Raw genomic sequence first — 24,096 nt, 5'->3', positions numbered from 1 at the left:
TGTCGGTGTATCACTCCAGTGCCCTTCTTGTAGTCAAAAGTGGACTCATGAGGAGGAAACCCATGCGTGGTGCCAAGAGCGCCAAGTGGGTCGCGGGAGCGGCCGTCATCGCCCTGGCCGCGACCGCCTGTGGTGGTAGCGACAAGGGCAGCGACAATGGCATGAACTCGGGCAAGGCGGACCCGAACGGGATCCTGACCGCCCAGCTCAGCGAGCCGCAGAACCCGCTGCAGCCGGCGAACGCCAAGGAGAGCCAGGGCAGCCGTGTCCTGGGCGCCATCTTCGCCGGCCTCGTCAGCTACGAGCCCGGCACCGGCAAGCTCACGTACGTCAACGCCGAGTCCGTGACGCCCAACGCGGACTCGTCCGTGTGGACCGTCAAGCTCAAGCCGGGCTGGAAGTTCCACGACGGCACCCCCGTGACCGCCAAGTCCTACGTGGACTCCTGGAACTGGTCCGCGAACGTCAAGAACAACCAGACCAACTCCAGCTGGTTCCAGGACATCAAGGGCTACGCGGATGTCCACCCGGACAAGGGTGACCCGAAGAAGACCGAGATGGAAGGTCTGAAGGTCGTTAACGACAACACCTTCACGATTTCCCTGAGCGGTCCGGTCTCGTACTTCGCGTACAAGCTGGGCTACGACGTCTGGGCGCCGCTGCCCGAGTCCTTCTTCAAGGACCCGAAGGCCGCCGGTCAGAAGCCGATCGGCAACGGTCCCTACAAGTTCGTCTCGTGGGACCACAACAAGCTGATCAAGGTTCGGAAGTTCGACGGTTACCAGGGCCCGAACAAGGCCAAGAACGGTGGCATCGACTTCAAGAACTACACCACCGCCGAGGCCGCCTACTCGGCCCTGCGCTCGGACCAGCTCGACTGGATCGAGCAGGTCCCCGTGACCGCGCTGAAGAACTACAAGCAGGACCTCGGCGACCGAGCGATCGACCAGGAGTACTCCGCGGTCCAGTCGATCGTCCCGGCGTTCTACACGAAGCAGTTCAAGGACATCAACCCCAAGGTCATCCAGGGCCTGTCGATGGCGATCGACCGTGACACGATCACCAAGACCGTCCTCAACGGCACCCGTACCCCGGCCGACTCGTTCGTTGCCCGTGGTGTGCTCGGCTACAAGGCCGGCGCCCTCGGCGACATCGTGAAGTACGACCCGGCCAAGGCCAAGGCCCTCATCAGCGAGGGTGGCGGCGTCCCGGGCAACAAGATCTCGATCCAGTTCAACGCGGACCAGCCGCACAAGGCGTGGGTCGACGCGGTCTGCAACAGCATCCGCCAGGCCACCGGTGTCGAGTGCGTCGGCGACTCCAAGCCGGACTTCGCGACCGACCTGAACGCCCGTGACGGCAAGAAGGTCAAGTCCATGTACCGCGGTGGCTGGGTGCTCGACTACCCGGTCAACTCGAACTTCATGCGCGACCTGTACGGCACGACGGCCGCCGGTAACACCAGTGGCTACTCCAACAAGGCGTTCGACGAGCTGGCCTCCAAGGCTGACAAGGCGAAGACCCTCGACGAGACCGTGAAGATGTACCAGGAGGCTGAGCAGCTCCTGGCGAAGGACATGCCGGCGATCCCGCTCTGGTTCTACAAGGTCAACTCGGGTCAGTCCAAGAACGTATTCGGCAAGATCGTTTACGGCCAGGACGGCGACCCCATCTTCACCGACGTTCAGGTGAAGTCGAAGAAGTAAGTTTCGGGACCTGCCGGCCGGTGCCGCCCTCTGGAACGGATGGCGGCACCGGCTCGCGGGCGTTGGCCCGGCAACCTCCCCCCACAACCCCGCGGTGGAGACCATGTGTAGGCCATCGCCGACCCCTCACGGCATGGAGGCATGATGGGGCGTTACGTCGCTAGGCGACTGCTCCAGATGATCCCGGTGTTCATCGGGACTACTCTGTTGATTTTCCTTATGGTCCACATCCTTCCCGGTGATCCCATCCGGGCGATGTGGGGTGACAAGGCGGCCGACCCCGCACAGGTCGCGGAGCTGCGTCACAAGTTCGGGCTGGACCAGTCCCTTCCCATGCAGTACATCAACTACATGAAGGACCTGTTCCAGCTGGACTTCGGCGAGACCTTCGGCGGTCGTCCCGTCTGGGACGAGATGTCGAGGGCCTTCCCTGTCACGATCCGTCTGACAGCCGTTGCGATGGCCATTGAGATGATCGTCGGTCTCAGCCTCGGCGCGTGGGCCGGACTCAAGGCGGGCAAGGCACCGGACACCGGCGTGCTGATCTTCACGCTGGTCGTCATCTCGATCCCCGTGTTCATCCTCGGCTACGTGGCCCGGTTCCTCTTTGCGGACACACTGCATTGGGTCGCGCCAAACGTCGAAGACTCGATGGACATCACGCAGTTGTTCCTGCCGGGCTTCGTCCTGGCCATGCTCTCCATGGCGTACGTCGCCCGACTGACGCGTACGACCTTCGCCGAGAACCTGCGCGCGGACTACATGCGCACGGCGCTCGCGAAGGGGCTGCCGCGGCGTCGCATCGTCGGGGTGCACCTGCTGCGCAACTCGCTGATCCCGGTGGTCACGTTCCTCGGTACGGACGTCGGCGGCTTCATCGGCGGCGCGGTCGTCACCGAGGGCATCTTCAATGTCCAGGGTGTCGGCAATCTGCTCTACCGGGCACTCCAGCAGCGTGAAGGTTCCACCATCGTCGGTGTCGTCACCGTATTCGTACTGATCATTCTCGTGATCAACCTGATTGTCGACCTGCTGTACGCGGTCCTGGACCCGAGGATCCGGTATGCCTGACGTGACCAAGGATCAGAGCATCAAGGACACCGAAGTGGACGCGGTCGCGTCTGCGCCGGCGGACGCCGAGAGTCCCGTCAGGGAATCCACCGGCAAGCCTCGCGGTCTGTGGGGTGATGCCTGGTTCGACCTGCGCCACCGCCCCATGTTCTGGATATCGGCGAGCCTGCTCGTCCTGCTGCTGGTGATCGCGGCCTTCCCCGGCCTGTTCACCGGCACCGACCCGCGGGCCGGCGATCTTACCAACCACTACCTGCAGAAGCCCGAGTTGGGGCACTTCTTCCGGGCCGACTGGTTCGGCTACGACGTTCAGGGCCGCTCGATCTACGCCCGGGTGATCTACGGAACCCGTGCCTCGATCCTCGTCGGTGTCGGCGTCACCGTGGCGATCACCGTCGTCGGCGGTCTGTTGGGTCTGCTCTCCGGATACTTCGGCGGCTGGCTCGACGCGATCATCTCCCGGGTCACGGACATCTTCTTCGGACTGCCCTTCCTGCTCGGCACGATGGTCGTCCTGAACGCCTTCGCCGAGCGCAAGGTGTACGTCGTGATCGCGGCCCTCGCCTTCCTGGGCTGGACCTCGATCTGCCGCGTGATGCGTGCCTCGGTGATCACCGCGAAGCAGGCGGACTATGTGACGGCGGCACGTGCTCTCGGCGCGGGGACCGGCCGGATGCTGTTCCGCCATGTCCTGCCCAACGCCCTCGCGCCGACCATCGTGGTCGCCACCATCGCCCTCGGTGGCTTCATCTCGGCCGAGGCGACGCTGTCCTACCTGGGCCTGGGTCTCGCCGACCCGACCATCTCGTGGGGCATCGACATTGCCTCGGGCAGCGAAGAGATCCGTAACAACGTGCATGTACTGCTGTTCCCGGCAGGAATGCTCAGCCTCACGGTCTTCGCGTTCATCATGCTCGGCGACGCGGTGCGCGACGCACTCGACCCGAAGCTGCGCTGAGGAGGGCGTACGACGTGACCATCATGGACAAGACAGCAGACATCCCGGCGCCCCGTGCCGGGGGGTCGGACGACAGCCCGCTCCTCGAAGTGCGCGACCTGCACGTGGAGTTCCACACCCGTGACGGAGTCGCCAAGGCCGTCAACGGTGTGAACTACAGCGTCGACTCGGGCGAGACCCTGGCCGTGCTCGGCGAGTCCGGTTCCGGCAAGTCCGTGACCGCTCAGGCGATCATGGGCATTCTCGACATGCCGCCCGGCAAGATCCCGCAGGGCCAGATCCTGTACCGCGGCCAGGACATGCTCACCATGAGCTACGAGGAGCGGCGGAAGCTCCGCGGCCAGAAGATCGCGATGATCTTCCAGGACGCGCTCTCCTCGCTCAACCCCGTGCTCTCGGTCGGCTACCAGCTCGGCGAGATGTTCCGTGTCCACCAGGGACTCTCCAAGAAGCAGGCGAAGGCCAAGGCCATCGAACTGATGGAGCGGGTCAAGATCCCCGCAGCCAAGCAGCGGGTGGGCGACTATCCGCACCAGTTCTCCGGCGGTATGCGCCAGCGCATCATGATCGCCATGGCGCTGGCCCTGGAGCCGGACCTGATCATCGCGGACGAGCCGACCACCGCGCTCGACGTGACGGTCCAGGCCCAGGTCATGGACCTGCTCAAGGAACTGCAGACCGAGTTCAACATGGGCCTGATCCTGATCACCCACGACCTCGGCGTCGTCGCCGACGTCGCGGACAAGATCGCGGTCATGTACGCGGGCCGGATCGTCGAGACCGCGCCGGTGCACGAGCTCTACAAGCGGCCCGCGCACCCGTACACCCGCGGTCTGCTCGACTCGATCCCGCGCCTGGACCAGAAGGGCCAGGAGCTGTACGCGATCAAGGGTCTGCCGCCCAACCTGCTCAAGATTCCCTCCGGCTGCGCCTTCAACCCGAGGTGCCCCAAGGCGGAGGACATCTGCCGCACGGAGATTCCGGCTCTGGTGCCGGTCTCCGAGCAGGACGGCAGCGAGCTGCCCGGCCGCGGCAGCGCCTGCCACTTCTGGAAGGAGACGATCCATGGCTGAGCTCGACAAGACGGACGGATCGTTGGACAGCACCCCGAACGTCACCGACGTCGTGACCGTCGACGCCGCCGACGAGACGGCGGCGGTCGCGGCGATCGAGGCCCCGGTGGAACGCGGTGAGCCGATCCTCCAGGTGCGCAATCTGGTCAAGCACTTCCCGCTGAGCCAGGGCATCCTCTTCAAGCGCCAGGTCGGCGCGGTCAAGGCCGTGGACGGGGTCTCCTTCGACCTCTACCAGGGCGAGACGCTCGGCATCGTCGGCGAGTCGGGCTGTGGCAAGTCCACGGTCGCGCGGCTGCTGATGACGCTGGAGACGGCCACGTCCGGCGAGGTCTTCTACAAGGGCCAGGACATCACCCGGCTGTCCGGGCGCGCGCTGAAGGCGGTGCGCCGCAACATCCAGATGGTGTTCCAGGACCCGTACACCTCGCTGAACCCGCGTATGACGGTCGGCGACATCATCGGCGAGCCCTTCGACATCCATCCGGAGGTGGCCCCGAAGGGGGACCGGCGCAGAAAGGTCCAGGATCTGCTGGACGTCGTCGGGCTCAACCCGGAGTACATCAACCGCTATCCGCACCAGTTCTCCGGCGGCCAGCGCCAGCGCATCGGCATCGCCCGCGGCCTCGCGCTCAACCCGGAGATCATCATCTGCGACGAGCCGGTCTCCGCGCTCGACGTGTCGGTGCAGGCGCAGGTCATCAACCTGATGGAGAAGCTCCAGGACGAGTTCAACCTCTCCTACGTCTTCATCGCGCACGACCTGTCCATCGTCCGGCACATCTCCGACCGGGTCGGCGTGATGTACCTCGGCAAGATCGCCGAGATCGGTACGGACACGGAGATCTACGAGCACCCGACGCACCCTTACACCCAGGCGCTGCTGTCGGCGGTCCCGGTCCCGGACCCGGAGGCCCGCGAGCGCGGCGAGCGGATCATCCTCACCGGTGACGTCCCGTCGCCGGCGAACCCGCCGTCGGGCTGCCGCTTCCGTACGCGGTGCTGGAAGGCCCAGGACAAGTGCGCCACGGAGATCCCGCTGCTGGCGATCCCCGAGCGCTTCAAGTCCGTGGACTCCCCGGTTGCGCACGAATCGGCATGCCACTTCGCCGAGGAGAAGGACGTCGTCGGCGCGGCCTCGTAGTACGGCGCGTGTGACTCGGAAGGCCCGGAACCTCAGGTTCCGGGCCTTCCGCCGTGGTCGACGGACTGTCACCGTCCGCGTTCATGCCGGTCCGGCGACGTCCCGGGGGCGGGCGGCAGCATGCGGCCGTTCGGCGCGCGGACTTACGGAAGCGCCCGGAACCGATCGGTTCCGGGCGCGTCTCCCGTTTACCCGGAACCGGGCTCGCAGATGGCTCGGGTCAATGGGCTCACGTGCTCGGTTCTTCGGGCCGGGGAGCCCAGCGTCCAAGGACCGATCGGGTCCGTGTCCGCGAGGCGCCCGGGGGCTGGCCGGGTCAGGGGTGTCAGGCCTCGGCCTTGGGGTCTTCGGTGGTCTTTTCGAGCTTCGGTCCGTCCGAAGCCGTACGGGCTTTCGGGACGGACGACACGGACCGGGAGTCCTCGGGGTAGTGACAGGCCGTCAGATGGCCTTCCCGGTTGCCTTCGACCCGCACCAGTGGCGGCGCCTCGCTCGCGCACTTGTCCGTCGCCTTCCAGCAGCGTGTACGGAAGCGGCAGCCCGACGGCGGGTTGACCGGGGACGGCACATCGCCGACGAGCCGGATGCGCTCACGGGCAGGTGTGTCGTCGGCGGTTGCCTCGGGCACGGCGGAGAGCAGCGCCTTGGTGTACGGGTGACGCGGGTTGCCGTACAGGTCCTCGCGATCGGCGATCTCCACGATCCTGCCGAGGTACATGACCGCCACGCGCTGCGAGAAGTGGCGTACGACGGCCAGGTCGTGGGCGATGAACAGGAACGCGATACCGAGTTCCTTCTGCAGCTTCTGCAGCAGGTTCACCACCTGGGCCTGGATCGACACGTCCAGCGCCGAGACAGGCTCGTCGGCCACGATCAGCTTCGGTTCCAGTGCGAGCGCACGGGCCACGCCGATGCGCTGGCGCTGGCCGCCGGAGAACTCGTGCGGGAAGCGGTTGTAGTGCTCCGGGTTGAGTCCGACGATCTCGAGCAGCTCCCGTACGCGCGCCTCGCGACCGCCCGCCGGACTGATGTCGTTGATCTCCATCGGCGCGGTGATGATCTTGCCAACGGTCTGGCGCGGATTCAGTGAGGCGTACGGGTCCTGGAAGATCATCTGGATCTCGGAGCGGACCGGGGCCAGCTGCTTGCGTGAGGCGTGGGTGATGTCCTGCCCGCGGTAGCTGATCCGGCCGGCCGTCGGCTCAAGGAGCCGGGTGATCAGCCGGCCCGTTGTCGACTTGCCGCAGCCGGACTCGCCGACCAGGCCCAGGCTCTCGCCCTCGCCGACGGTGAAGTCCAGCCCGTCGACGGCCTGGACCGCGCCGACCGTCCGCCGGATCGGGAACCCGCCCTTGATCGGGAAGTGCTTGGTGAGTCCGGAGACGTCCAGGAGGGGATCTGTGCTGCTCATTGTAGGGAAGTCCCGTCTCTTGTACGTCAGTTGGGCCGGGTGCCGGCGAAGTCGGCGAAGAACTCGGTGCGCTGCTCCGCGGTGAGGTGACAGGCGGCCCCGCGCCCGGCCACCAGCTCCAGCGGCGGCTGGTCGGTCGCACAGCGGTTGCCGCCGACCTGCTCGGTGAACGAGCACCGCGGATGGAAGCGGCAGCCGGTCGGCGGGTTGAGCAGGCTCGGCGGGGAACCGGGGATCGGCGACAGCGGTACGTCGACCGGTCCTTCGAGGCTCGGCATGGACCCCAGCAGACCCCAGGTGTACGGGTGCTGGGGTGCCCGCAGCACCTCCTTCTTGGTGCCGCGCTCGACACAGCGCCCGCCGTACATCACCAGCACGTCGTCCGCGATGTCGGCGATGACACCGAGGTCGTGGGTGATGAAGATGATCGAGGTGCCGGTCTCCTGCTGGAGGTCCTTGAGCAGGTCCATGATCTGGGCCTGCACGGTGACGTCCAGCGCGGTGGTCGGCTCGTCCGCGATCAGCAGCTCCGGGTTGCAGACCAGCGCCATGGCGATCATCGCGCGCTGGCGCATACCGCCGGAGAACTGGTGCGGGTAGTCGTCCACCCGCAGATCGGGCTGGGGAATGCCCACCTTGGTGAGCATCTCGACGGCCCGGGCCCGGGCGTCCCGTTTGGAGGCGCCGGTGTGCTTGCGGAACGTCTCGCCGATCTGCTTGCCGATGGTGTGGTACGGCGAGAGCGAGGCCAGTGCGTCCTGGAAGATCATGGCCATCTTGTTGCCGCGCAGCCGCTCCAGCTCCCGCTCCGAGGCGGCCAGCAGATCCTGGCCGTCGAGCAGGATCTCGCCCTCGATCTCGGTGTGGTCGGGGTGGTGCAGGCCGAGGATCGTCAGGTTGGTGACGGACTTGCCGGAGCCGGACTCACCGACGATACCGAGGGTCTTGCCCCTCTCCACATCGAAGGACAGCCCGTCGACGGCCTTGACCATGCCGTCTTCGGTGGAGAAGTGCACGCGCAGATCGCGTACGGAGAGGAAGGGGGTGCTCACTGGATCTCTCCCTAGGCGAGGCGGACGCGTGGGTCGATGAGGGCGTAGACGGCGTCGACGACGATGTTGAGGACCACGATCGCGGTGGCGGCCACCATCATCACGCCGAGCAGTGTCGGCAGGTCATTGGTGGATACGGCCTTGACCGAGAGTGCGCCGATGCCCTGGAGACTGAAGGTCTTCTCGGTGATGATCGCGCCACCGAGGAGTACGCCGAGGTCGAGGCCGAAGATCGTGATGATCGGTCCCATGGCCCCGCGCCAGGCGAATCTGAAGAAGACGGTCCGCCGGGAGAGGCCCTTGGCGCGGGCCGTCCGCACATAGTCCTCGCTCAGCGACTCCACCAGCTGGGACCGGGCCATACGGGTGTAGTTGGCCGTGAAGATGACGGAGAGGACCAGCCAGGGCAGCAGAAGGCCGGAGAACCAGGCGGCGGGATTGTCGGTGAGCGGTGTGTAGCTCGGTCGGTCCAGCAGGTGCAGCTGGTCGGTGAGGAAGTACATGGCGACCACGCCGACGATGTAGATCTGCAGCGAGGAGGCGATCAGCGACGCGGAGGAGGCGACCTTGTCGAGCAGCTTGCCCTGCTTGACCGCGGCGAGCATGCCGGTGCCGACGCCGAAGATGACGAAGACGAAGGCGCTGCCGACGGAGAGCGAGAGGGTGGTCGGGAACCGGTCGACGATGGTGCCGAAGACCGGCTCGCGGTTGATGAACGAGTAACCCAGGCAAGGGGCCGGGCAGTGACCGTACGACGCGTAGTCGCGACCGACGAAGACCCCTTGCAGCCAGTGCCAGTACTGCACCGGTATCGGGTCGGCGATCCCCAGGTTCTGCCGTACCAGCGCGAGTGTCTCGGGAGTGCAGACCTTGCCGCAGGCTACCCGGGCGGGGTCGCGCGGGGCGGTGTAGAAGAGGACGAAGACCAGGGCGCTGATGATCAGCAGGATGACCGCGGCGCCGACGACACGGCGGAGAAGAAAGCGCAGCATGGCAGTGGGTTTTCCTGACGGATGCCGAGAGGGAGGAGGGGGAGCGGGTGACTCTCCGCTGGAGAGTCACCCGCTCCCCGCGGGGGCCGTTCGTCAGGCCTTGACGTACGTCTTGTAGAGCAGCGTCGCCGAGAACAGCGGGTCCATCATGGCGCCGCCGACCTTGGAGCCGTACAGGTAGAAGCGCCGCTGGAAGGTCTCCGGGATGATCGGGGCGACCTCGTCCATGATGCGCTTGTCCAGCGCGGCCCAGGCCTCACCGGCCTTCTTCTGGTCGCTGATGACGACGTTCTCCTTGATGGCGGCGTCGATCCAGTCGACCTTCGTCTGGGAGACGTTGTTCTGGCCGTTGCCGACGGAGGCGCTGTCGAAGAGCGGCTGGATCATCGTGTACGCCGTCGGCCAGTCGGGCGACCAGCCGAACCACATGACGTCGAAGCTGTTGTCGACCTGCTGGATCTGGTCGTAGTACGAGGTCGAGTCGACGGCCTTGATGACCGGCTTGAAGCCGGCCTTCTTGAGCGCGTTCTCGATGACGACGGCCGTCTTGTCGTACGTCGGGCTCTGCGGGTACGCGTAGACGACCTTCTGGCCGAGCTTGCCGGCCTTCTTGAGGATGGCCTTGGCCGCCGCGGCGTCTCCCTGCGGCGTCTTCAGCTTGCCGTAGAGGTCGAACTCCTTACGGCCCAGGATGTCGGGGCTGAGGATGGTGGACGCGTAGTCGCCCGCGGACGGCCCACCGTAGATCTTGCGGATCTGCTCCAGCGGCCAGGCGGTGTTGAGCGCCTTGCGCACCTCGAGGTCGGTGGTGCGCTTGCAGTTGATGGCGTAGTAGTACGTGCCGGTGAGCAGACCGTTGAACGTGCGCTTCTTCAGCTCCGGGTCGCTGAGCACCTTCTGCATGCGCTCGGCAGGCACGTTCTTGTAGATGGAGACCATCTGCTGGTCCTTGCCCTGGTCCGCGATGAACCGGTCGGTGGACTCCAGCGAGGTGGGGCCGAACTCGAACTCGAAGCTGTCCGGGTAGGCGTTGCGGATCGGGTCGGTCGCCGGGTCCCAGTGCTTGTTGCGTGTCAGCGTCATCGACTTGTCGATGGAGCGGTGCTTGACGATGTACGGACCGCAGGAAGCCGGCTGCTTGTCGTACTTCTCCTTGGTGTCCAGCTTCGGCGAAGTGGCCGAGTAGCAGCTCATGGCCAGCGTGAAGTTGAAGTCCGGGCGGGCTTCCGCCAGCTTGAAGGTGATCGTCTTCTTCGCCTTGTCGGTAACGATCGAGTCCAAGTGCTTCCCGCTGTAGGGGCCTTCGTAGCCCTTGCGCCAGTCGCCCTTGCCGGTCAGGGCCTGCTGGACGTAGGCAGCGCCCTCGGTGATGAACGGCGCCCACGAGCGCTCGATGCCGTGACGGACGTCCTCGACCGTCAGTTCGCTGCCGTCCTGCCACTTGAGACCGTCCTTCAGCGTGAAGGTCCAGGTCTTGTTGTCGGCGGACGCGGTGCCGACATCGGTGGCGAGGTCGCCGACGAGGGTCGTGGCGCCCTTCATGTCGATCTTGTAGCCGGTGAGGCCACGCGCGAACATGAGCGCCCCGGAGGAGTTGAACGCGAAGTAGATGCGCTGCGGGTCGAGGTGGGAGAAGTCGTCCTCGGAGACGCCGTAGATCGTCCCGCCCTTCTTGGCACCGGGAACCTCCGGGGCCGGACCCGTCGAGTCCTCCTTGGTGCCGATCTTGACGGTGGCACCGGTGTACTCGGTCGCGCCCGCCTGCGGCGTGCCCTTGCCGCCGCCTCCGCCGGCGTCACCGCTGCTGCACGCGGAGAGAACGAGTGAGCCGCCCGCCGCGACGGATGTGGCGATGACGAAGTTTCTGCGGGAGAGAGACATGGCAACCTGCCCTGGTCGATGAAGAGGGACGAATGATCCGGCGGAGCCCCGTCGCTCCGGTCCGGGGCGGAACTGTCAGCGCTTGGTCTTCGGGTCGAGAGCGTCGCGAACCGAGTCACCGAGAAGATTGAAGGCGAGGACGAAGACCACCATCGACACCCCCGGGAAGAGCATGAAGGTGATGTCGTCCTGGTAGACATCGGCGCCGCGTTGAAGCATCACGCCCCAGTCGGGCGTCTTCGCGGTCAGTCCGACACCGAGGAAGGCGAGTCCGGCCTCGGCGGTCACGAACATGGGAAGAGCGAGGGTCGCCTGGATGAGGATCGGCGTCCACAGGTTGGGCAGCAGTTCCTTGAAGATGATCCGGGCGGGCGAGGCGCCGGTCACCTTGGCCGCCTCGACGAACTCCCTCTCACGCAGGGCGAGTACCTCGCCTCGCAGCAGTCGCGCGATGGACGCCCAGCCGAACGCCGTCATCACCAGGATGAGGCTGGTGACAGTCAGCCAGATCGGGGTGGATTCCTCCGGCGAGACCAGGATCGACATGAGTACCGGCCAGAACGCGATGAAGAACAGCGTCGAGGGGAACGCCAGCAGGATGTCGATGACCCGGCCGATGAAGTAGTCCGTCTTCCCGCCGAGGTAACCGGCGGTCACACCGATCACGATGCCGAGGACGGTCACCAGGAGCGTCGTCACGCCGGCGATGAACAGCGAGTTGCGGATGCCGTAGACGAGGAAGGTGAAGAGGTCGCGGCCGAGCTGCGGTTCGATGCCGAACCAGAAGTCGCTGCTGATCCCGCCATTGGGCTTGATCGGAAAGCCGAAGTCGTTGAGCAGGCCCTCTTGGTCCTGGCCATAGGTCGTATGCGGATCCTTGCCGTAGACCTTGGAGATCAGTGGCGCGCAGATGGCCACCAGGAAGAAGAAGATGACCACATAGGCCGAAATCATGCCGGTGCGGTCGCGCCTGAAGCGCCGCCAGGCAAGCTTTCCCGGCGAACGGCCGTCGCCGCCCTTGAGGGCCGAAGGGTCCGGCGCCTGCTGCGTCTTCGCGTCCGCGTCCGCGTCCTCAATGGGCGTGGCTGCGTTGGAGGTTGGAATCGTCATGGTGCTCCTGGCCCGGAGGGTCGAAGGACTCCGCAGGCACACCTACGGGCTACCCGGACTTTTTCAACGCAATTCATGCAGGGTCAATGAATGTCTGTCCCCCTTGGGGCGCTCTTTGGAATATTGACCAACTCATGACCTTCAGAGGGGCGTATCTTTGCCTCCGTTTGTTTCTTTCGGGGGTGCGTTTGTGGCTGTTCGGGGGAAATCCGGCAATGAGTTCGCTATTCGGGCGCCGGTGTCTCGGAATTCGTACATCCAGTCAAGTGGGTGCGTGGTCGATGCGCGTTCGATGCGCGGTCGTTATCGCCCCAGTCCTTGTGCGGATCGGCGTCCGGCGCCCTCGCGGCAGGCCTTTGGGCGGTCGGTCCAGGGCGGGCCGGGTGGTCTCGATGTGGTCTGCGACGGTGTTGGAGCCCGCGTTGCCGGGCCGCAGCAGGGGCGCCTCCGGGGGAACTCGATGTCGTGGCGAGCCGCAGGCTGCAGTGGTTCGTGGCGCTCGTCGCCGTCTGTCTCGCGCTCACTTGTTCGATCCGCGCGGAGCGGATCGCGGTCGGAGCCGTCGGCCCGGCGACTGCGAGGGTGCCGGTGAGGCGGGAGGCCGTCAGGTCGGAGGTCACGGGGGGCGAACGCGGCGGGCTCGTGGCCGGTCTGCGCGAACCCGACCCTCCAGCGCCACTCGGGACGGTTCCGATGCGCCCGAATGGGTGGAGTAAATGTGTGCAATGTGCTTTATGCGGTGATATTTGACTCCAAGTGAGACGGAGCACAACGAGGAGGCACTCCATGCGCGGAGCCACACCGGCCAAGTGGGCGGCATGTGCGGTGGCCGTCGCCCTGGCGGCGACGGCATGTGGCGGAGGGGGTAGCAGCGGTGGTGGCGGTGGTGCCGACGGAATCGTGAGCTCCTCCTGGGGTGACCCGCAGAACCCGCTGGAGCCCGCCAACACCAATGAGGTGCAGGGCGGCAAGGTCCTCGACATGATCTTCCGGGGACTCAAGAGGTACGACCCGAAGACCGGCGCGGCCACCAACATGCTCGCCGAGAAGATCGAAACCAGGGACAACCAGAACTTCACGATCACCGTGAAGGACGGCTGGACCTTCAGCAACGGCGAGAAGATCACCGCGAAGTCGTTCGTGGACGCCTGGAACTACGGGGCCCTGCTGAAGAACAATCAGAAGAACGCCTATTTCTTCGGTTACATCGACGGATACAACAACGTCCACCCCGAGTCGGGCAGCTCCAGGGCGAATACGCTCTCCGGCCTCAAGCTCGTCAACGACAAGACCTTCACGGTCAAGCTGATGCAGAAGTTCTCCCTCTGGCCCGACACCCTCGGCTACCCGGCCTTCGCCCCGCTGCCCAGGGCCTTCTTCACCGACCACGCCGCCTGGGTGTCCAAGCCGATCGGCAACGGCCCGTACATCATCGACAAGTACACCAAGGGCTCGTCGATGAACCTGCGCAAGTGGGACAAGTACCCCGGGGACGACAAGGCGCAGAACGGCGGCATCGACCTCAAGGTCTACACGGACAACAACACCGCCTACACCGACCTGACGGCCGGCAACCTCGACCTCGTCGACGACGTGCCCGCGTCGCAGCTGAAGAACGTCAAGGCGGACCTCGGCGACCGGTACATCAACACCCCGGCCGGCATCATCCAGACCCTCGCCTTCCCCTTCTACGACAAGAAGTGGGACACCCCCGGCGGCATCAAGGTCCGCCAGGGCCTGTCGATGGCGATCAACCGCGATCAGATCACCAGTCAGATCTTCCAGAAGACCCGCACCCCCGCCTCCGACTGGACCTCCCCGGTCCTCGGCGTGGACGGCGGATTCAAGAAGGGGCTGTGCGGCGCGCCCTGCGAATACAACGCGGCGAACGCCAAGAAGCTGATCCAGGAGGGCGGCGGCATCCCCGGCGGCCAGCTCAAGATCTCGTACAACGCGGACACCGGCTCCCACAAGGAGTGGGTCGACGCCGTCTGCAACAGCATCAACAAGGTGATGGGCAACAACAAGGCGTGCGTCGGCGCCCCGGTCGGCACCTTCGCCGACTTCCGCAGCCAGGTCTCCCAGCAGAAGCCGACCGGCGCCTGGCGGGCCGGGTGGCAGATGGACTACCCGCTCATCCAGAACTTCCTGCAGCCGGTGTACTACACCGACGCCTCGTCCAACGACGGCAAGTGGAGCAACAAGCAGTTCGACGGCCTCGTCGACAAGGCCAACGCCGAGTCCGACAAGGCCAAGGCCGTCTCGACCTTCCAGGACGCGGAGAGGGTCCTGGTCGCGCAGATGCCCGTGATCCCGCTCTGGTACCAGAACGGCAGCGCCGGCTACTCGGACCGGATCACCAATGTGTCGCTGAACCAGTTCAGCGTCCCGGTGTACGAGCAGATCAAGGCCAAGTGACCCGTTGAGGCCGGGTGGCCGGTGCGCTTCCCGGCACCGGCCACCCGGCTTCCGTATCCCGTCGACGCGTCACTCCCCAGCCCCGCGCCTCTGCCCCCCCGCGACCCCCGGAGCCCTTCATGGGACGTTATGTGATCCGGCGGCTGCTGCAGATGATCCCGGTCTTCTTCGGCACCACGCTGTTGATCTTCCTCATGGTGAACGTGATGGGTGACCCCATCGCGGGCCTCTGCGGCGAACGCCAGTGCGATCCGGCGACCGCAGCCCAACTCCGCTCGGAATTCGGCCTCGACAAGCCCGTCTGGCAGCAATACCTGACCTACATGGGCAACGTCTTCACCGGCGACTTCGGCACCGCGTTCAACGGGCAGAAGGTCACCGAACTGATGGCGACGGCCTTCCCCATCACCATCCGGCTCACCATCGTGGCGCTCTTGTTCGAGATCGTCATCGGCATCAGCCTCGGCGTCGTCACCGGTCTGCGCCGTGGCCGCCCCATCGACACCACCGTGCTGATCCTGACCCTGGTCGTCATCTCCATCCCGACCTTCGTCACCGGTCTGCTGCTCCAGCTCCTCCTCGGTGTGAAGTGGGGGATCATCCATCCGTCCGTCTCCTCGGAGGCGCCGGTCAACGAACTCATCATCCCGGGGCTCGTCGTCGCCTCCGTCTCCCTGGCGTACGTCACCCGGCTCACCAGGACCTCGATCGCCGAGAACGCCCGCGCCGACTATGTCCGTACCGCCGTCGCCAAGGGCCTGCCCAGGCGCCGCGTGATCATCCGGCATCTGCTGCGCAACTCCCTGATCCCCGTCGTCACCTTCATCGGTACGGACGTGGGCGCCCTGATGGGCGGGGCGATCGTCACGGAGCGGATCTTCAACATCCACGGCGTCGGCTATCAGCTCTACCAGGGCATCCTGCGCCAGAACTCCCAGACCGTCGTCGGGTTCGTCACCATTCTGGTCCTCGTCTTCCTGGCGGCGAACCTGATCGTCGACCTGCTGTACGCCGTACTCGACCCGAGGATCCGCTATGCCTGAGCAGACACCGGACGAGGCGATCTCGTCGACCGGAGCGGGAGGCGTGATGGACCTCGCCCTGGAGGAGGGTGCGACCCTCGAAAAGACACCGGGCGGCCCCGAAGGCACCGGCCCCGCCGAGAAGCCGCGCAGTCTGTGGTCCGACGCCTGGCGGGACCTGCGCCGCAACCCGGTCTTCATCATCTCCGCCCTGATCATCCTCTTCCTGGTGATCATCTCGATCTGGCCGTCACTGATCGCGGACCAGGACCCACTCAACTGCAACCTGGGCAAGGCCCAGGAGGGCTCACAGCCCGGCCATCCCTTCGGCTTCGACGGACAGGGCTGCGACGTCTACACCCGGACCGTCTACGGGGCCAGGAACTCGGTGACCGTGGGCGTCTGCTCCACTCTGGGAGTCACCCTGCTCGGCGGCTTCCTCGGCGGCCTTGCCGGCTTCTACGGCGGCCTGTCGGATTCGTTCCTCTCCCGTATCACCGACATCTTCTTCGGTATCCCGGTGGTCCTCGGCGGCCTGGTCTTCCTCTCCGTGGTGCCGAGCTCCACCGTCTGGCCGGTGATCGGCTTCATCGTGCTGCTGGGCTGGCCGCAGATCGCCCGTATCGCACGAGGCTCGGTCATCACCGCCAAGCAGAACGACTACGTCCAGGCGGCCCGCGCGCTCGGCGCCTCCAACTCCCGGATGATGCTGCGCCACATCGCGCCCAACGCGGTCGCTCCCGTGATCGTCGTCGCGACCATCGCCCTGGGTACCTACATCGCTCTGGAGGCGACTCTCTCGTTCCTCGGCGTCGGCCTGAAACCGCCTGCCGTCTCCTGGGGCATCGACATCTCCGCCGCGGCCAACTACATCCGCAACGCCCCCCACATGCTGCTCTGGCCCGCCGGAGCGCTGGCGATCACCGTGCTCGCGTTCATCATGCTCGGCGACGCGGTGCGCGACGCCCTCGACCCCAAGCTGCGCTGAGGAGCCCGTTGCCATGTTGCTCGAAGTGCGCGATCTGCACGTGGAGTTCCACACCCGCGACGGGGTGGCCAAAGCCGTCAACGGGGTCAACTACTCGGTGGCCGAGGGCGAGACGCTCGCCGTCCTCGGCGAGTCCGGCTCCGGCAAGTCGGTCACCGCACAGGCGATCATGGGCATTCTCGACATGCCCCCGGGAAAGATCAGCGGCGGCGAGATCGTCTTCAAGGACCGCGATCTGCTGAAGATGAAGAAGGAGGAGCGCCGGAAGATCCGCGGCCAGGAGATGGCCATGATCTTCCAGGACGCGCTCTCCTCCCTCAACCCCGTGCTCAGCGTGGGGGAACAGCTCGGCGAAATGTTCGTCGTCCACCGCGGGATGTCCCACAAGGACGCCAGGCTGAAGGCCGTCGAGCTGATGGACCGGGTCCGCATCCCGGCCGCCAAGGAACGCGTCGGGAACTACCCGCACCAGTTCTCCGGCGGCATGCGCCAGCGCATCATGATCGCCATGGCGATGGCGCTGGAACCCTCGCTGATCATCGCGGACGAACCCACCACCGCCCTCGATGTGACCGTTCAGGCCCAGGTGATGGACCTGCTCGCCGAGCTCCAGCGCGAGCTCAACATGGGACTCATCCTGATCACCCACGACCTGGGCGTGGTCGCGGACGTGGCCGACTACATCGCCGTGATGTACGCGGGCCGGATCGTCGAGTCGGCCCCCGTCCACGAGATCTACAAGGCCCCCGCCCACCCGTACACCAAGGGCCTCCTCCAGTCGATCCCGCGCCTGGACCAGAAGGGCCAGGAGCTGTACGCGATCAAGGGCCTGCCGCCCAACCTGCTGCACATCCCGCCCGGCTGCGCCTTCAACCCGCGCTGCCCGATGGCTCAGGAGATCTGCCGAGGTGAGGTACCGCCCCTCTTCGAGGTGGCCCAGCACCGTGAGAGCGCCTGCTACTTCTGGAAGGAGACGCTCGATGCACGCTGAACCGGGGAGCACCCGCGTGGGCGGCGAACCCATTCTGCAGGTACGCGATCTGGTCAAGCACTACCCGCTGACCCAGGGCATCCTGATCAAGAAGCAGATCGGCGCCGTCAAGGCGGTCGACGGGGTCTCCTTCGACCTGGCGGCGGGCGAGACGCTCGGCATCGTGGGGGAGTCGGGCTGCGGCAAGTCGACCGTGGCCAGGATGCTGGTGCATCTGGAACAGCCGACGGCCGGTGCGATCAGGTACAAGGGCGAGGACATCACCAAACTGTCGGGGCGCGCCCTGAAGGCCGTGCGCCGCAACATCCAGATGGTGTTCCAGGACCCGTACACCTCGCTCAACCCCCGGATGACCGTCGGCGACATCATCGGGGAGCCGTACGAGATCCACTCCGAGGTGGCCCCGAAGGGCGACCGGCGCAGGAAGGTCCAGGATCTGCTGGACGTCGTCGGGCTCAACCCGGAATACATCAACCGTTATCCGCACCAGTTCTCCGGCGGCCAGCGCCAGCGCATCGGCATCGCCCGCGGGCTGGCCCTGAACCCCGAGATCATCGTCGCCGACGAACCCGTCTCCGCCCTCGACGTCTCCGTGCAGGCCCAGGTCGTCAACCTGCTGGACCGGCTCCAGGCGGAGTTCGGGCTGAGTTACGTCTTCATCGCGCACGACCTGTCGATCGTCCGGCACATCTCCGACCGGGTGGGCGTGATGTATCTGGGCCGGATCGTCGAGATCGGCACCGATGAGCAGATCTACGACCACCCCACGCATCCGTACACCCAGGCGCTGCTGTCCGCCGTCCCGGTGCCGGACCCGATGGCCCGCGAGCACCGGGAGCGGATCATCCTGCACGGCGATGTCCCCTCGCCCGCCAACCCGCCCTCCGGCTGCCCGTTCCGCACCCGCTGCTGGAAGGCGCAGGAGCGGTGCGAACGGGAAGTGCCGCTGCTGGCGGTTCCGGCGGTCTTCCGGCTGACGGGCACACCGGCCGGGCACGATTCGGCCTGCCACTTCGCGGAGGAGAAGCAGGTGGTGCCGCCGGAGGGGCTGCTGGAGACGCCGGGGGAGAGGGTGGTGGGGGAGGCGGTTTCGCAGGAGAAGGCGGACGAGTCCGGCCAGGAGGACGCCCTGGGCCCGTCCGACGCGGCGGGCCGGGAGGACGGGCCGCCGCCTTCCGGGAGCAGCCGGGCCGGCTGACCGCAAACACGTTAACGCGCGGGCAACTTGGCTGTCTCACCTCCGATATACGAACGCGCCACCATGGTCGGCGTACGGCCGTGCGGGTGCCGTGAACCGGCCGGGGGCCGTCAAGTCTCCCCGGCCGGTTGCCCGTTCGCGCATCGCTCGGACAACTCCCTTGTCCGGCCGGCGGCGACGGTGGAGTATCGCTCGCGTGATACTCACACGGGGGGCCAGGATCACCGGCGCCGTTCTCTGCGCCCTGCTCGCGGTGATCGTCGCCGGCTGGCTCGTACGGGATTTCAGGGCGGTCGAGGAGCCCGCGGATCTGGTGCGGTACTGGGCCGGTTACTACGACGTGCGGCTCTCCGCGGTGCCCACCACCTCGGCCGACGACGTGGCGCTGCTCGTGGTGTATCTCGTCGCCGTCTTCGCGGCCCTGCGGTCCTCGGTGGCCGCCACCGCCCTGGTCGCCACCGGAGTGGTGACGCTCGCCATGCGACTGCCCGGACTCTGGAACATCGGCGAGTCCGCGATGAGCGCCCGCTTCGCCGACGACCTCCGTACCCGTGCTCTGGTCTGTGCCTTCGCGGCCCTCGCGGCGGGCATCGCGCTCGTCATCACCGCGGGGGCCGGACGCAGACCGCCGCACGACTTCTCCGAACGCACACCGACCCGGCCGGGCCAGGGCGCGAGTGTGACCGCCTTTCTGCCCTCGTTTTGGCGAACATGAGCACGATTGAGTGAACGGTGTTCCGGTCTGTGGGTGTGCTTGGCTGGGTGTGTGTGACGTGTGTGGCGCGATCTGGGACGCCGGGTGTGGTGTCAGCAGTCGGGGCCCCCGTATCACCGGAGTGATGGTTCGGGGCCTCCCCGTCGCCTCTGGCCACACCCACATGGCCAGGTCGTAGGGATTCCGCCCACCTGGGACGGACCGCATACGTGATATGCGTCGCCGCCCAGGACGAGAAAGCGGAGGACCAGTGCGCCCAACACCGTTCGGGGCGTGCCAGTGAGACAGGACCCACTTCTGCTCACTGCCCAGGAACGGTACGGCTATCCGCCGCCCGGCGTCTTCGGTCCGCCGCCCCCGTCCCAGCCACCACCCGGCTGGTGACGGGCGCGGCCGGAAGTGATCACCGGGCGCCGCCGGTCAGGTCACCCCCGCAGCCCCAACGACCGCTTCAGGAAGTCCACCTGGAGCAGCAGCAGATTCTCCGCCACCTGCTCCTGCGGCGTCATGTGCGTCACCCCGCTGAGCGGCAGCACCTCGTGCGGGCGCCCCGCCGAGAGCAGCGCCGACGACAACCTGAGCGAGTGCGCGACCACCACATTGTCGTCCGCCAGACCATGGATGATCATCATCGGCCGGACCTGGTCCGCGGCCTCGGAGAGCCCCTCGTCCGTCAGCACCGAGTTGTGCGCGTACACCTCCGGCTGCTTCGCCGGGTCGCCGAGATAGCGCTCGGTGTAGTGGGTGTCGTACAGCCGCTGGTCGGTCACCGGCGCGCCCACCACCGCCGCGTGGAAGACATCCGGCCGCCGCAGCACGGCCAGAGCCGCCAGGTAGCCGCCGAACGACCAGCCCCGGATCGCCACCTTGCCGAGGTCCAGCGGGAACCGCCCGGCGAGCGCGTGCAGCGCCTCGATCTGATCGTCAACGGTGAGGACGAGGTTGTTCTTGACAGCCTTCTCCCAGCCCGGTGAACGCCCCGGTGCGCCCCGGCCGTCCGCGACGACCACCGCGAAGCCCTGATCGGCGAACCACTGCGACGTCAGATGCGGATTGTGGGCGGCGAGAACCCGCCGGCCGTGCGGACCGCCGTACGGATCCATGAGTACCGGAAGCGGGCCGTCCGACTCCTTGTACCCCTCGGGGAGCAGCACGGCGCACGGAATCCGCCGTGCGCCCCCCTCGGTGAGGTGCACCCGCGCCGACAGAACCGGCTCTTCCGCATGGCTTGCGACGGTGGCGATCCTCCGGCCGTCCCGGAGCACGTCGGCACGGGCCCCCGGCCGCTCCAGCGAGTGGGAGACCAGCACCGTCACGTCGCCCGCGCGGACGGCCGAATGCACCCCTGCCCCTTCGGAGACCCGCTCGACGCCCAGCTCATTGACCCGGTACACATGGCTCTCACCGATCTCCGGCTCCGCGGCCTCCTCGCCCGCCGACGCCGAGACCAGGACATCCGACTCACCGATGTCCAGGACCGCCTGGAGCTGCAACTGCGCCCCGGTCAGCAGCCGGTCGCCGACCGCGAGCACCCGCGCCCCGCCCTCGTCCGCGATCCGCACGAGCCGCCCGTCCGGCGCCCAGGCGGGCACACCGGGGAAGATTTCCAGCCAAACAGGGTCCTCGTCGACATGTACCGTCCGCGTCGTACCCGTCTCCGTGTCCACCGCGAGGAAGAGCTGGCTCTGCTGGTCCCGGGCCTGCACGAGCAGCAGTGGAGCCCCGGCCGACGACCAGTGCACCTGTGCCAGGTACGGGTGGCGCGCCCGGTCCCAGAGCACTTCGGTACGGGTGCCGTCCAGGCCCACCACGAAGAGCCGCACCTCGGCGTTGGGCGTCCCGGCCGCCGGGTAGGCGACCTCGGCCGGCCTGCGGTCCGGGTGTGCGGGATCCGCGATCCACCACCGCTGTACGGGGCTGTCGTCGACTCTGGCGACCAGCAGCCGGTCCGACTCCGGTGACCACCAGAAGCCCCGCGAGCGCTGCATCTCCTCGGCCGCGATGAACTCCGCGAGGCCGTAGGAGACGTTCGCGCCCTCCGGCTCCGCGAGCGCCCGGTCCCCGTCGCCCTCGGCGCCCACGACGCGCAGCGCGCCCTTCGACACATACGCGATGCGGCGCCCGTCCGGTGACGGCCTCGGGTCGATCACCGGGCCCGGAACCGGCAGCGCACGCGCCGTACCCGCCCGCAACTCCGCGACGTACACCTTCCCGGAGAGCGCGAAAGCGGCCAACTCGGCCGCCGCGTCGACCGCGTAGCCGACGATCCCCGATGAACCCTCACGGCTGCGCTCGCGCCGGGCCCGCTCCTGGGCCGACAGCCGCTCCGCCGAACCGCCGAGCAGCGTCTCGGGGTCGGCGACGACGCGCTCCTTCGGCGTACCGCCCGCAGGCAGATCCAGCACCCACAGCCGTCCCGACCGGTCCGTGCCGGAGCCCGACCGCAGGAAGATCACCCGCTCCCCGTCGGGTGAAACGGTGAACGCACGGGGAGCGCCGAGGGTGAATCGCATAGTCCTGGCGTGCTGACGCGGAAATGAGATCTTCTGCGAAGTCATGGGCCCGAACCTAGTCCCCGACCGCCCGGTCGTGCGCCCCTCGTGCTGCTGTGCCCCGATCAATGCGGTGCCACGGATAGTTATGATCCGTAGCGCTTGGTGGGTATGAACCTGCTGGCTCCATGTGTGCTGCCCGTCCCGACCGTACTGATGGAGGTGAACCGCCGTGGCACTCTCGATTTCGGCGGTGGTGCTGCTGGCGATCGTCGTCTTCCTGCTGATCCGGAAATCCGGACTGAAGGGCGGACATGCGGTGGTCTGCGCGCTGCTCGGTTTCTATCTCGCCAGCTCGTCCATTGCGCCCAGCATCTCGAACCTGACCACGAATGTGGCCGGGATGATCGGAAGCATCAAGTTCTGAGACCCGGCTCGTCGGCGGCTCGTGCGCGGGCGCGGTCGGCCGGGGTCTGCCCGGCTCGTAGGCTGGTCCCCATGACGGACCATCCCGCCCGGCGTCTGCTCCTGGTGCACGCGCACCCCGACGACGAGTCGATCAACAACGGCGCCACCATGGCCAGGTATGCGGCCGAGGGTGCCCAGGTCACCCTGGTGACCTGCACGCTCGGCGAGGAGGGCGAGATCATCCCGCCCGCGCTCGCCCGTCTCGCGGCAGACCGGGACGACACCCTGGGCCCCTACCGCCAGGGCGAACTGGCCGCGGCGATGAAGGAGCTCGGGGTCACCGACCACCGGCTCCTCGGCGGTCCAGGACGCTTTCGCGACTCCGGAATGATGGGCGCCGAGCAGAATCACCGCCCCGGCGCCTTCTGGGACGCGGACGTGGACGACGCAGCCCAGTACCTCGTGGAGGTGATCCGCTCGGTGCGCCCGCAGGTCCTCGTCACCTACGACCCCGACGGTGGCTACGGGCACCCCGACCACATCCAGGCGCACCGCGTCGCGATGCGCGCGGCGGAGCTCGCCGCCGATCCCGCGTACCGCACCGGAGCGGGCGCGGTGCACACCGTCGCCAAGATCTACTGGAACCGGGTGCCGCGTTCGGTCGCCGAGGAGGGCTTCGCGCGCCTGCGGGACACGGTGCCGGACGCGTTCCCGGGGATCGCCGCCATCGACGACGTACCGGGTGTGGTCGACGACACAAGGATCACCGCGCAGATCGACGGCTCCGCCCATGCGGCGGCCAAACGCGCGGCGATGCGGGCCCATGCCACGCAGATCGCCGTGGACGGCCCCTTCTTCGCCCTCTCCAACGACCTCGGCCAGCCCGTCTTCACCACCGAGTACTACGAGTTGGTACACGGCGCCTCCGGGGCCCCTCAAGGGGCGCGCGAAGACGACCTGTTCGCCGGTGTACCGGGGGCGGAACAATGAGCGGCAAGCAGCGCACCCCGCGCACCGGCGCACCCACCCGGGACGTTCGGGCCACCGGTCTCGCCGCGCCCCTCAACCCCGGGCGGATCGCCGCCCATGCGGGCCTCGCCGTTCTCGGCGCGCTCGTCGGGATCGCCGGGGCGCTCGTCCAAGCCGCCTGGTTCCCCGGCGGGTTGCTGCTCGCGCTGGCCGCCTGCACCGGGCTGTTCTACGGCGGGCGCTGCGTCTTCGGCACCCAGTTCGGCGCCCTGGCACCCGCGGCGGGCTGGCTGATTTCGGTCCTTCTTCTGTTCGGCGGACGACCGGAAGGCGACTATGTCTTCGGTGATGAAACGGGCCTCACCCTTTTCATGCTGGGCGGGATGGCGATCGCTGTGATCTGTGCCACCATGTCGCGGTCGCCTCAACCGGGCGCCGACAGCGGCCGACCTGGCAAGTAAAGTGCCACGTCCGATCCCGTAATGCCCCTTGTCCGT

At 67.1% G+C, this 24,096-nt stretch carries 20 protein-coding genes; 14 read left to right on the top strand and 6 right to left on the bottom strand.

The genetic code is table 11. The annotated features are described in order from the left end of the window. The first annotated feature begins 62 nt into the window (after nucleotides 1–62). The 5 genes from NRF20_RS16605 to NRF20_RS16585 all read left to right on the top strand — a co-directional run bounded on the left by NRF20_RS16605 (nucleotide 63) and on the right by NRF20_RS16585 (nucleotide 5,952). On the top strand, nucleotides 63–1,706 hold the full coding sequence (locus tag NRF20_RS16605) for an ABC transporter substrate-binding protein (RefSeq protein WP_398632385.1): 1,644 nt from the start codon (nucleotides 63–65) through the stop codon (nucleotides 1,704–1,706). A 144-nt stretch (nucleotides 1,707–1,850) separates the two neighbouring features. Next, nucleotides 1,851–2,777 carry an ABC transporter permease gene (locus tag NRF20_RS16600; protein WP_398632384.1) on the top strand — a complete coding sequence of 309 codons (927 nt, stop codon included), beginning with the start codon at nucleotides 1,851–1,853 and terminating at the stop codon, nucleotides 2,775–2,777. After that, entirely contained in the window at nucleotides 2,770–3,735 is a 966-nt protein-coding gene (locus tag NRF20_RS16595) for an ABC transporter permease (RefSeq protein ID WP_398632383.1), read from the top strand. Before NRF20_RS16600 ends, NRF20_RS16595 begins: the two co-directional genes overlap by 8 nt. A gap of 14 nt (nucleotides 3,736–3,749) precedes the next feature. Further along, on the top strand, nucleotides 3,750–4,808 hold the full coding sequence (locus tag NRF20_RS16590) for an ABC transporter ATP-binding protein (RefSeq protein ID WP_398632382.1): 1,059 nt from the start codon (nucleotides 3,750–3,752) through the stop codon (nucleotides 4,806–4,808). Next, the gene (locus NRF20_RS16585; RefSeq protein WP_398632381.1) at nucleotides 4,801–5,952 is read left to right on the top strand and encodes an ABC transporter ATP-binding protein; all 1,152 of its coding nucleotides are present in this window, start codon (nucleotides 4,801–4,803) and stop codon (nucleotides 5,950–5,952) included. Before NRF20_RS16590 ends, NRF20_RS16585 begins: the two co-directional genes overlap by 8 nt. Nucleotides 5,953–6,277: 325 nt before the next feature. On the opposite strand, the gene NRF20_RS16580 is transcribed toward NRF20_RS16585, so the two are convergent. From NRF20_RS16580 to NRF20_RS16560, 5 genes are all read right to left on the bottom strand, one after another. Beyond that, a complete protein-coding gene (locus tag NRF20_RS16580) occupies nucleotides 6,278–7,363 on the bottom strand; it encodes an ABC transporter ATP-binding protein (protein ID WP_266358229.1) in 1,086 nt (361 codons plus the stop codon). A gap of 26 nt (nucleotides 7,364–7,389) precedes the next feature. Beyond that, the gene (locus NRF20_RS16575) at nucleotides 7,390–8,355 is read right to left on the bottom strand and encodes an ABC transporter ATP-binding protein (RefSeq protein WP_266365265.1); all 966 of its coding nucleotides are present in this window, start codon (nucleotides 8,353–8,355) and stop codon (nucleotides 7,390–7,392) included. 71 nt (nucleotides 8,356–8,426) lie between these two features. Next, entirely contained in the window at nucleotides 8,427–9,407 is a 981-nt protein-coding gene (locus NRF20_RS16570; RefSeq protein ID WP_398632380.1) for an ABC transporter permease, read from the bottom strand. 93 nt (nucleotides 9,408–9,500) lie between these two features. Then, nucleotides 9,501–11,288, bottom strand: coding sequence for an ABC transporter substrate-binding protein (locus NRF20_RS16565; RefSeq protein WP_413752816.1), 1,788 nt, complete (start codon nucleotides 11,286–11,288; stop codon nucleotides 9,501–9,503). A gap of 75 nt (nucleotides 11,289–11,363) precedes the next feature. Beyond that, complete coding sequence (locus NRF20_RS16560; protein WP_266358224.1) at nucleotides 11,364–12,398, bottom strand: ABC transporter permease; 1,035 nt, start codon at nucleotides 12,396–12,398, stop codon at nucleotides 11,364–11,366. 786 nt (nucleotides 12,399–13,184) lie between these two features. Between NRF20_RS16560 and NRF20_RS16555 the strand changes: the two genes are divergently transcribed. The 6 genes from NRF20_RS16555 to NRF20_RS16530 all read left to right on the top strand — a co-directional run bounded on the left by NRF20_RS16555 (nucleotide 13,185) and on the right by NRF20_RS16530 (nucleotide 19,730). Then, nucleotides 13,185–14,816, top strand: coding sequence for an ABC transporter substrate-binding protein (locus NRF20_RS16555; RefSeq protein ID WP_398632377.1), 1,632 nt, complete (start codon nucleotides 13,185–13,187; stop codon nucleotides 14,814–14,816). A 119-nt stretch (nucleotides 14,817–14,935) separates the two neighbouring features. Continuing rightward, complete coding sequence (locus NRF20_RS16550) at nucleotides 14,936–15,859, top strand: ABC transporter permease (protein WP_398632376.1); 924 nt, start codon at nucleotides 14,936–14,938, stop codon at nucleotides 15,857–15,859. Next, nucleotides 15,852–16,826, top strand: coding sequence for an ABC transporter permease (locus tag NRF20_RS16545; RefSeq protein ID WP_398632375.1), 975 nt, complete (start codon nucleotides 15,852–15,854; stop codon nucleotides 16,824–16,826). Before NRF20_RS16550 ends, NRF20_RS16545 begins: the two co-directional genes overlap by 8 nt. 13 nt (nucleotides 16,827–16,839) lie before the next feature. After that, nucleotides 16,840–17,817, top strand: coding sequence for an ABC transporter ATP-binding protein (locus tag NRF20_RS16540; RefSeq protein ID WP_093896876.1), 978 nt, complete (start codon nucleotides 16,840–16,842; stop codon nucleotides 17,815–17,817). Beyond that, entirely contained in the window at nucleotides 17,807–19,015 is a 1,209-nt protein-coding gene (locus NRF20_RS16535; protein WP_413752815.1) for an ABC transporter ATP-binding protein, read from the top strand. The genes NRF20_RS16540 and NRF20_RS16535 overlap by 11 nt, the downstream gene beginning before the upstream one ends. A gap of 196 nt (nucleotides 19,016–19,211) precedes the next feature. Continuing rightward, nucleotides 19,212–19,730 carry a hypothetical protein gene (locus NRF20_RS16530; protein WP_413752814.1) on the top strand — a complete coding sequence of 173 codons (519 nt, stop codon included), beginning with the start codon at nucleotides 19,212–19,214 and terminating at the stop codon, nucleotides 19,728–19,730. A 425-nt stretch (nucleotides 19,731–20,155) separates the two neighbouring features. Here NRF20_RS16530 and NRF20_RS16525 read toward each other — a convergent pair whose 3' ends face one another. Next, nucleotides 20,156–22,288: a prolyl oligopeptidase family serine peptidase gene (locus NRF20_RS16525; protein ID WP_398632372.1), complete on the bottom strand. Its 2,133-nt coding sequence runs from the start codon at nucleotides 22,286–22,288 to the stop codon at nucleotides 20,156–20,158. Nucleotides 22,289–22,454: 166 nt separating this feature from the next. Between NRF20_RS16525 and NRF20_RS16520 the strand changes: the two genes are divergently transcribed. From NRF20_RS16520 to NRF20_RS16510, 3 genes are all read left to right on the top strand, one after another. Continuing rightward, the gene (locus tag NRF20_RS16520) at nucleotides 22,455–22,649 is read left to right on the top strand and encodes a hypothetical protein (RefSeq protein ID WP_266358214.1); all 195 of its coding nucleotides are present in this window, start codon (nucleotides 22,455–22,457) and stop codon (nucleotides 22,647–22,649) included. 71 nt (nucleotides 22,650–22,720) lie between these two features. Next, nucleotides 22,721–23,620, top strand: coding sequence for an N-acetyl-1-D-myo-inositol-2-amino-2-deoxy-alpha-D-glucopyranoside deacetylase (gene mshB / locus NRF20_RS16515; RefSeq protein WP_398632371.1), 900 nt, complete (start codon nucleotides 22,721–22,723; stop codon nucleotides 23,618–23,620). Continuing rightward, entirely contained in the window at nucleotides 23,617–24,060 is a 444-nt protein-coding gene (locus tag NRF20_RS16510) for a DUF6113 family protein (protein WP_398632370.1), read from the top strand. Before mshB ends, NRF20_RS16510 begins: the two co-directional genes overlap by 4 nt. Nucleotides 24,061–24,096 lie beyond the last annotated feature (36 nt).

This window comes from Streptomyces sp. R-74717 (assembly GCF_047305335.1).
Lineage (GTDB): Bacteria > Actinomycetota > Actinomycetes > Streptomycetales > Streptomycetaceae > Streptomyces > Streptomyces atratus.
The sequence above is the reverse complement of the archived record's forward strand: the minus strand, read 5'-3'. Positions and strand labels throughout refer to the sequence as shown.

Excerpts from the sequence above, each read along its gene's own strand:
- NRF20_RS16555 (WP_398632377.1), top strand. The coding sequence starts at position 13,185 with ATGCGCGGAGCCACACCGGCCAAGTGGGCGGCATGTGCGGTGGCCGTC.
- NRF20_RS16570 (WP_398632380.1), bottom strand. The coding sequence starts at position 9,407 with ATGCTGCGCTTTCTTCTCCGCCGTGTCGTCGGCGCCGCGGTCATCCTG.
- NRF20_RS16550 (WP_398632376.1), top strand. The coding sequence starts at position 14,936 with ATGGGACGTTATGTGATCCGGCGGCTGCTGCAGATGATCCCGGTCTTC.
- NRF20_RS16595 (WP_398632383.1), top strand. The coding sequence starts at position 2,770 with ATGCCTGACGTGACCAAGGATCAGAGCATCAAGGACACCGAAGTGGAC.
- NRF20_RS16580 (WP_266358229.1), bottom strand. The coding sequence starts at position 7,363 with ATGAGCAGCACAGATCCCCTCCTGGACGTCTCCGGACTCACCAAGCAC.
- NRF20_RS16525 (WP_398632372.1), bottom strand. The coding sequence starts at position 22,288 with ATGACTTCGCAGAAGATCTCATTTCCGCGTCAGCACGCCAGGACTATG.
- NRF20_RS16600 (WP_398632384.1), top strand. The coding sequence starts at position 1,851 with ATGGGGCGTTACGTCGCTAGGCGACTGCTCCAGATGATCCCGGTGTTC.
- NRF20_RS16605 (WP_398632385.1), top strand. The coding sequence starts at position 63 with ATGCGTGGTGCCAAGAGCGCCAAGTGGGTCGCGGGAGCGGCCGTCATC.
- NRF20_RS16535 (WP_413752815.1), top strand. The coding sequence starts at position 17,807 with ATGCACGCTGAACCGGGGAGCACCCGCGTGGGCGGCGAACCCATTCTG.
- NRF20_RS16585 (WP_398632381.1), top strand. The coding sequence starts at position 4,801 with ATGGCTGAGCTCGACAAGACGGACGGATCGTTGGACAGCACCCCGAAC.
- NRF20_RS16510 (WP_398632370.1), top strand. The coding sequence starts at position 23,617 with ATGAGCGGCAAGCAGCGCACCCCGCGCACCGGCGCACCCACCCGGGAC.
- NRF20_RS16575 (WP_266365265.1), bottom strand. The coding sequence starts at position 8,355 with ATGGTCAAGGCCGTCGACGGGCTGTCCTTCGATGTGGAGAGGGGCAAG.
- NRF20_RS16560 (WP_266358224.1), bottom strand. The coding sequence starts at position 12,398 with ATGACGATTCCAACCTCCAACGCAGCCACGCCCATTGAGGACGCGGAC.
- mshB (WP_398632371.1), top strand. The coding sequence starts at position 22,721 with ATGACGGACCATCCCGCCCGGCGTCTGCTCCTGGTGCACGCGCACCCC.
- NRF20_RS16545 (WP_398632375.1), top strand. The coding sequence starts at position 15,852 with ATGCCTGAGCAGACACCGGACGAGGCGATCTCGTCGACCGGAGCGGGA.
- NRF20_RS16540 (WP_093896876.1), top strand. The coding sequence starts at position 16,840 with ATGTTGCTCGAAGTGCGCGATCTGCACGTGGAGTTCCACACCCGCGAC.
- NRF20_RS16565 (WP_413752816.1), bottom strand. The coding sequence starts at position 11,288 with ATGTCTCTCTCCCGCAGAAACTTCGTCATCGCCACATCCGTCGCGGCG.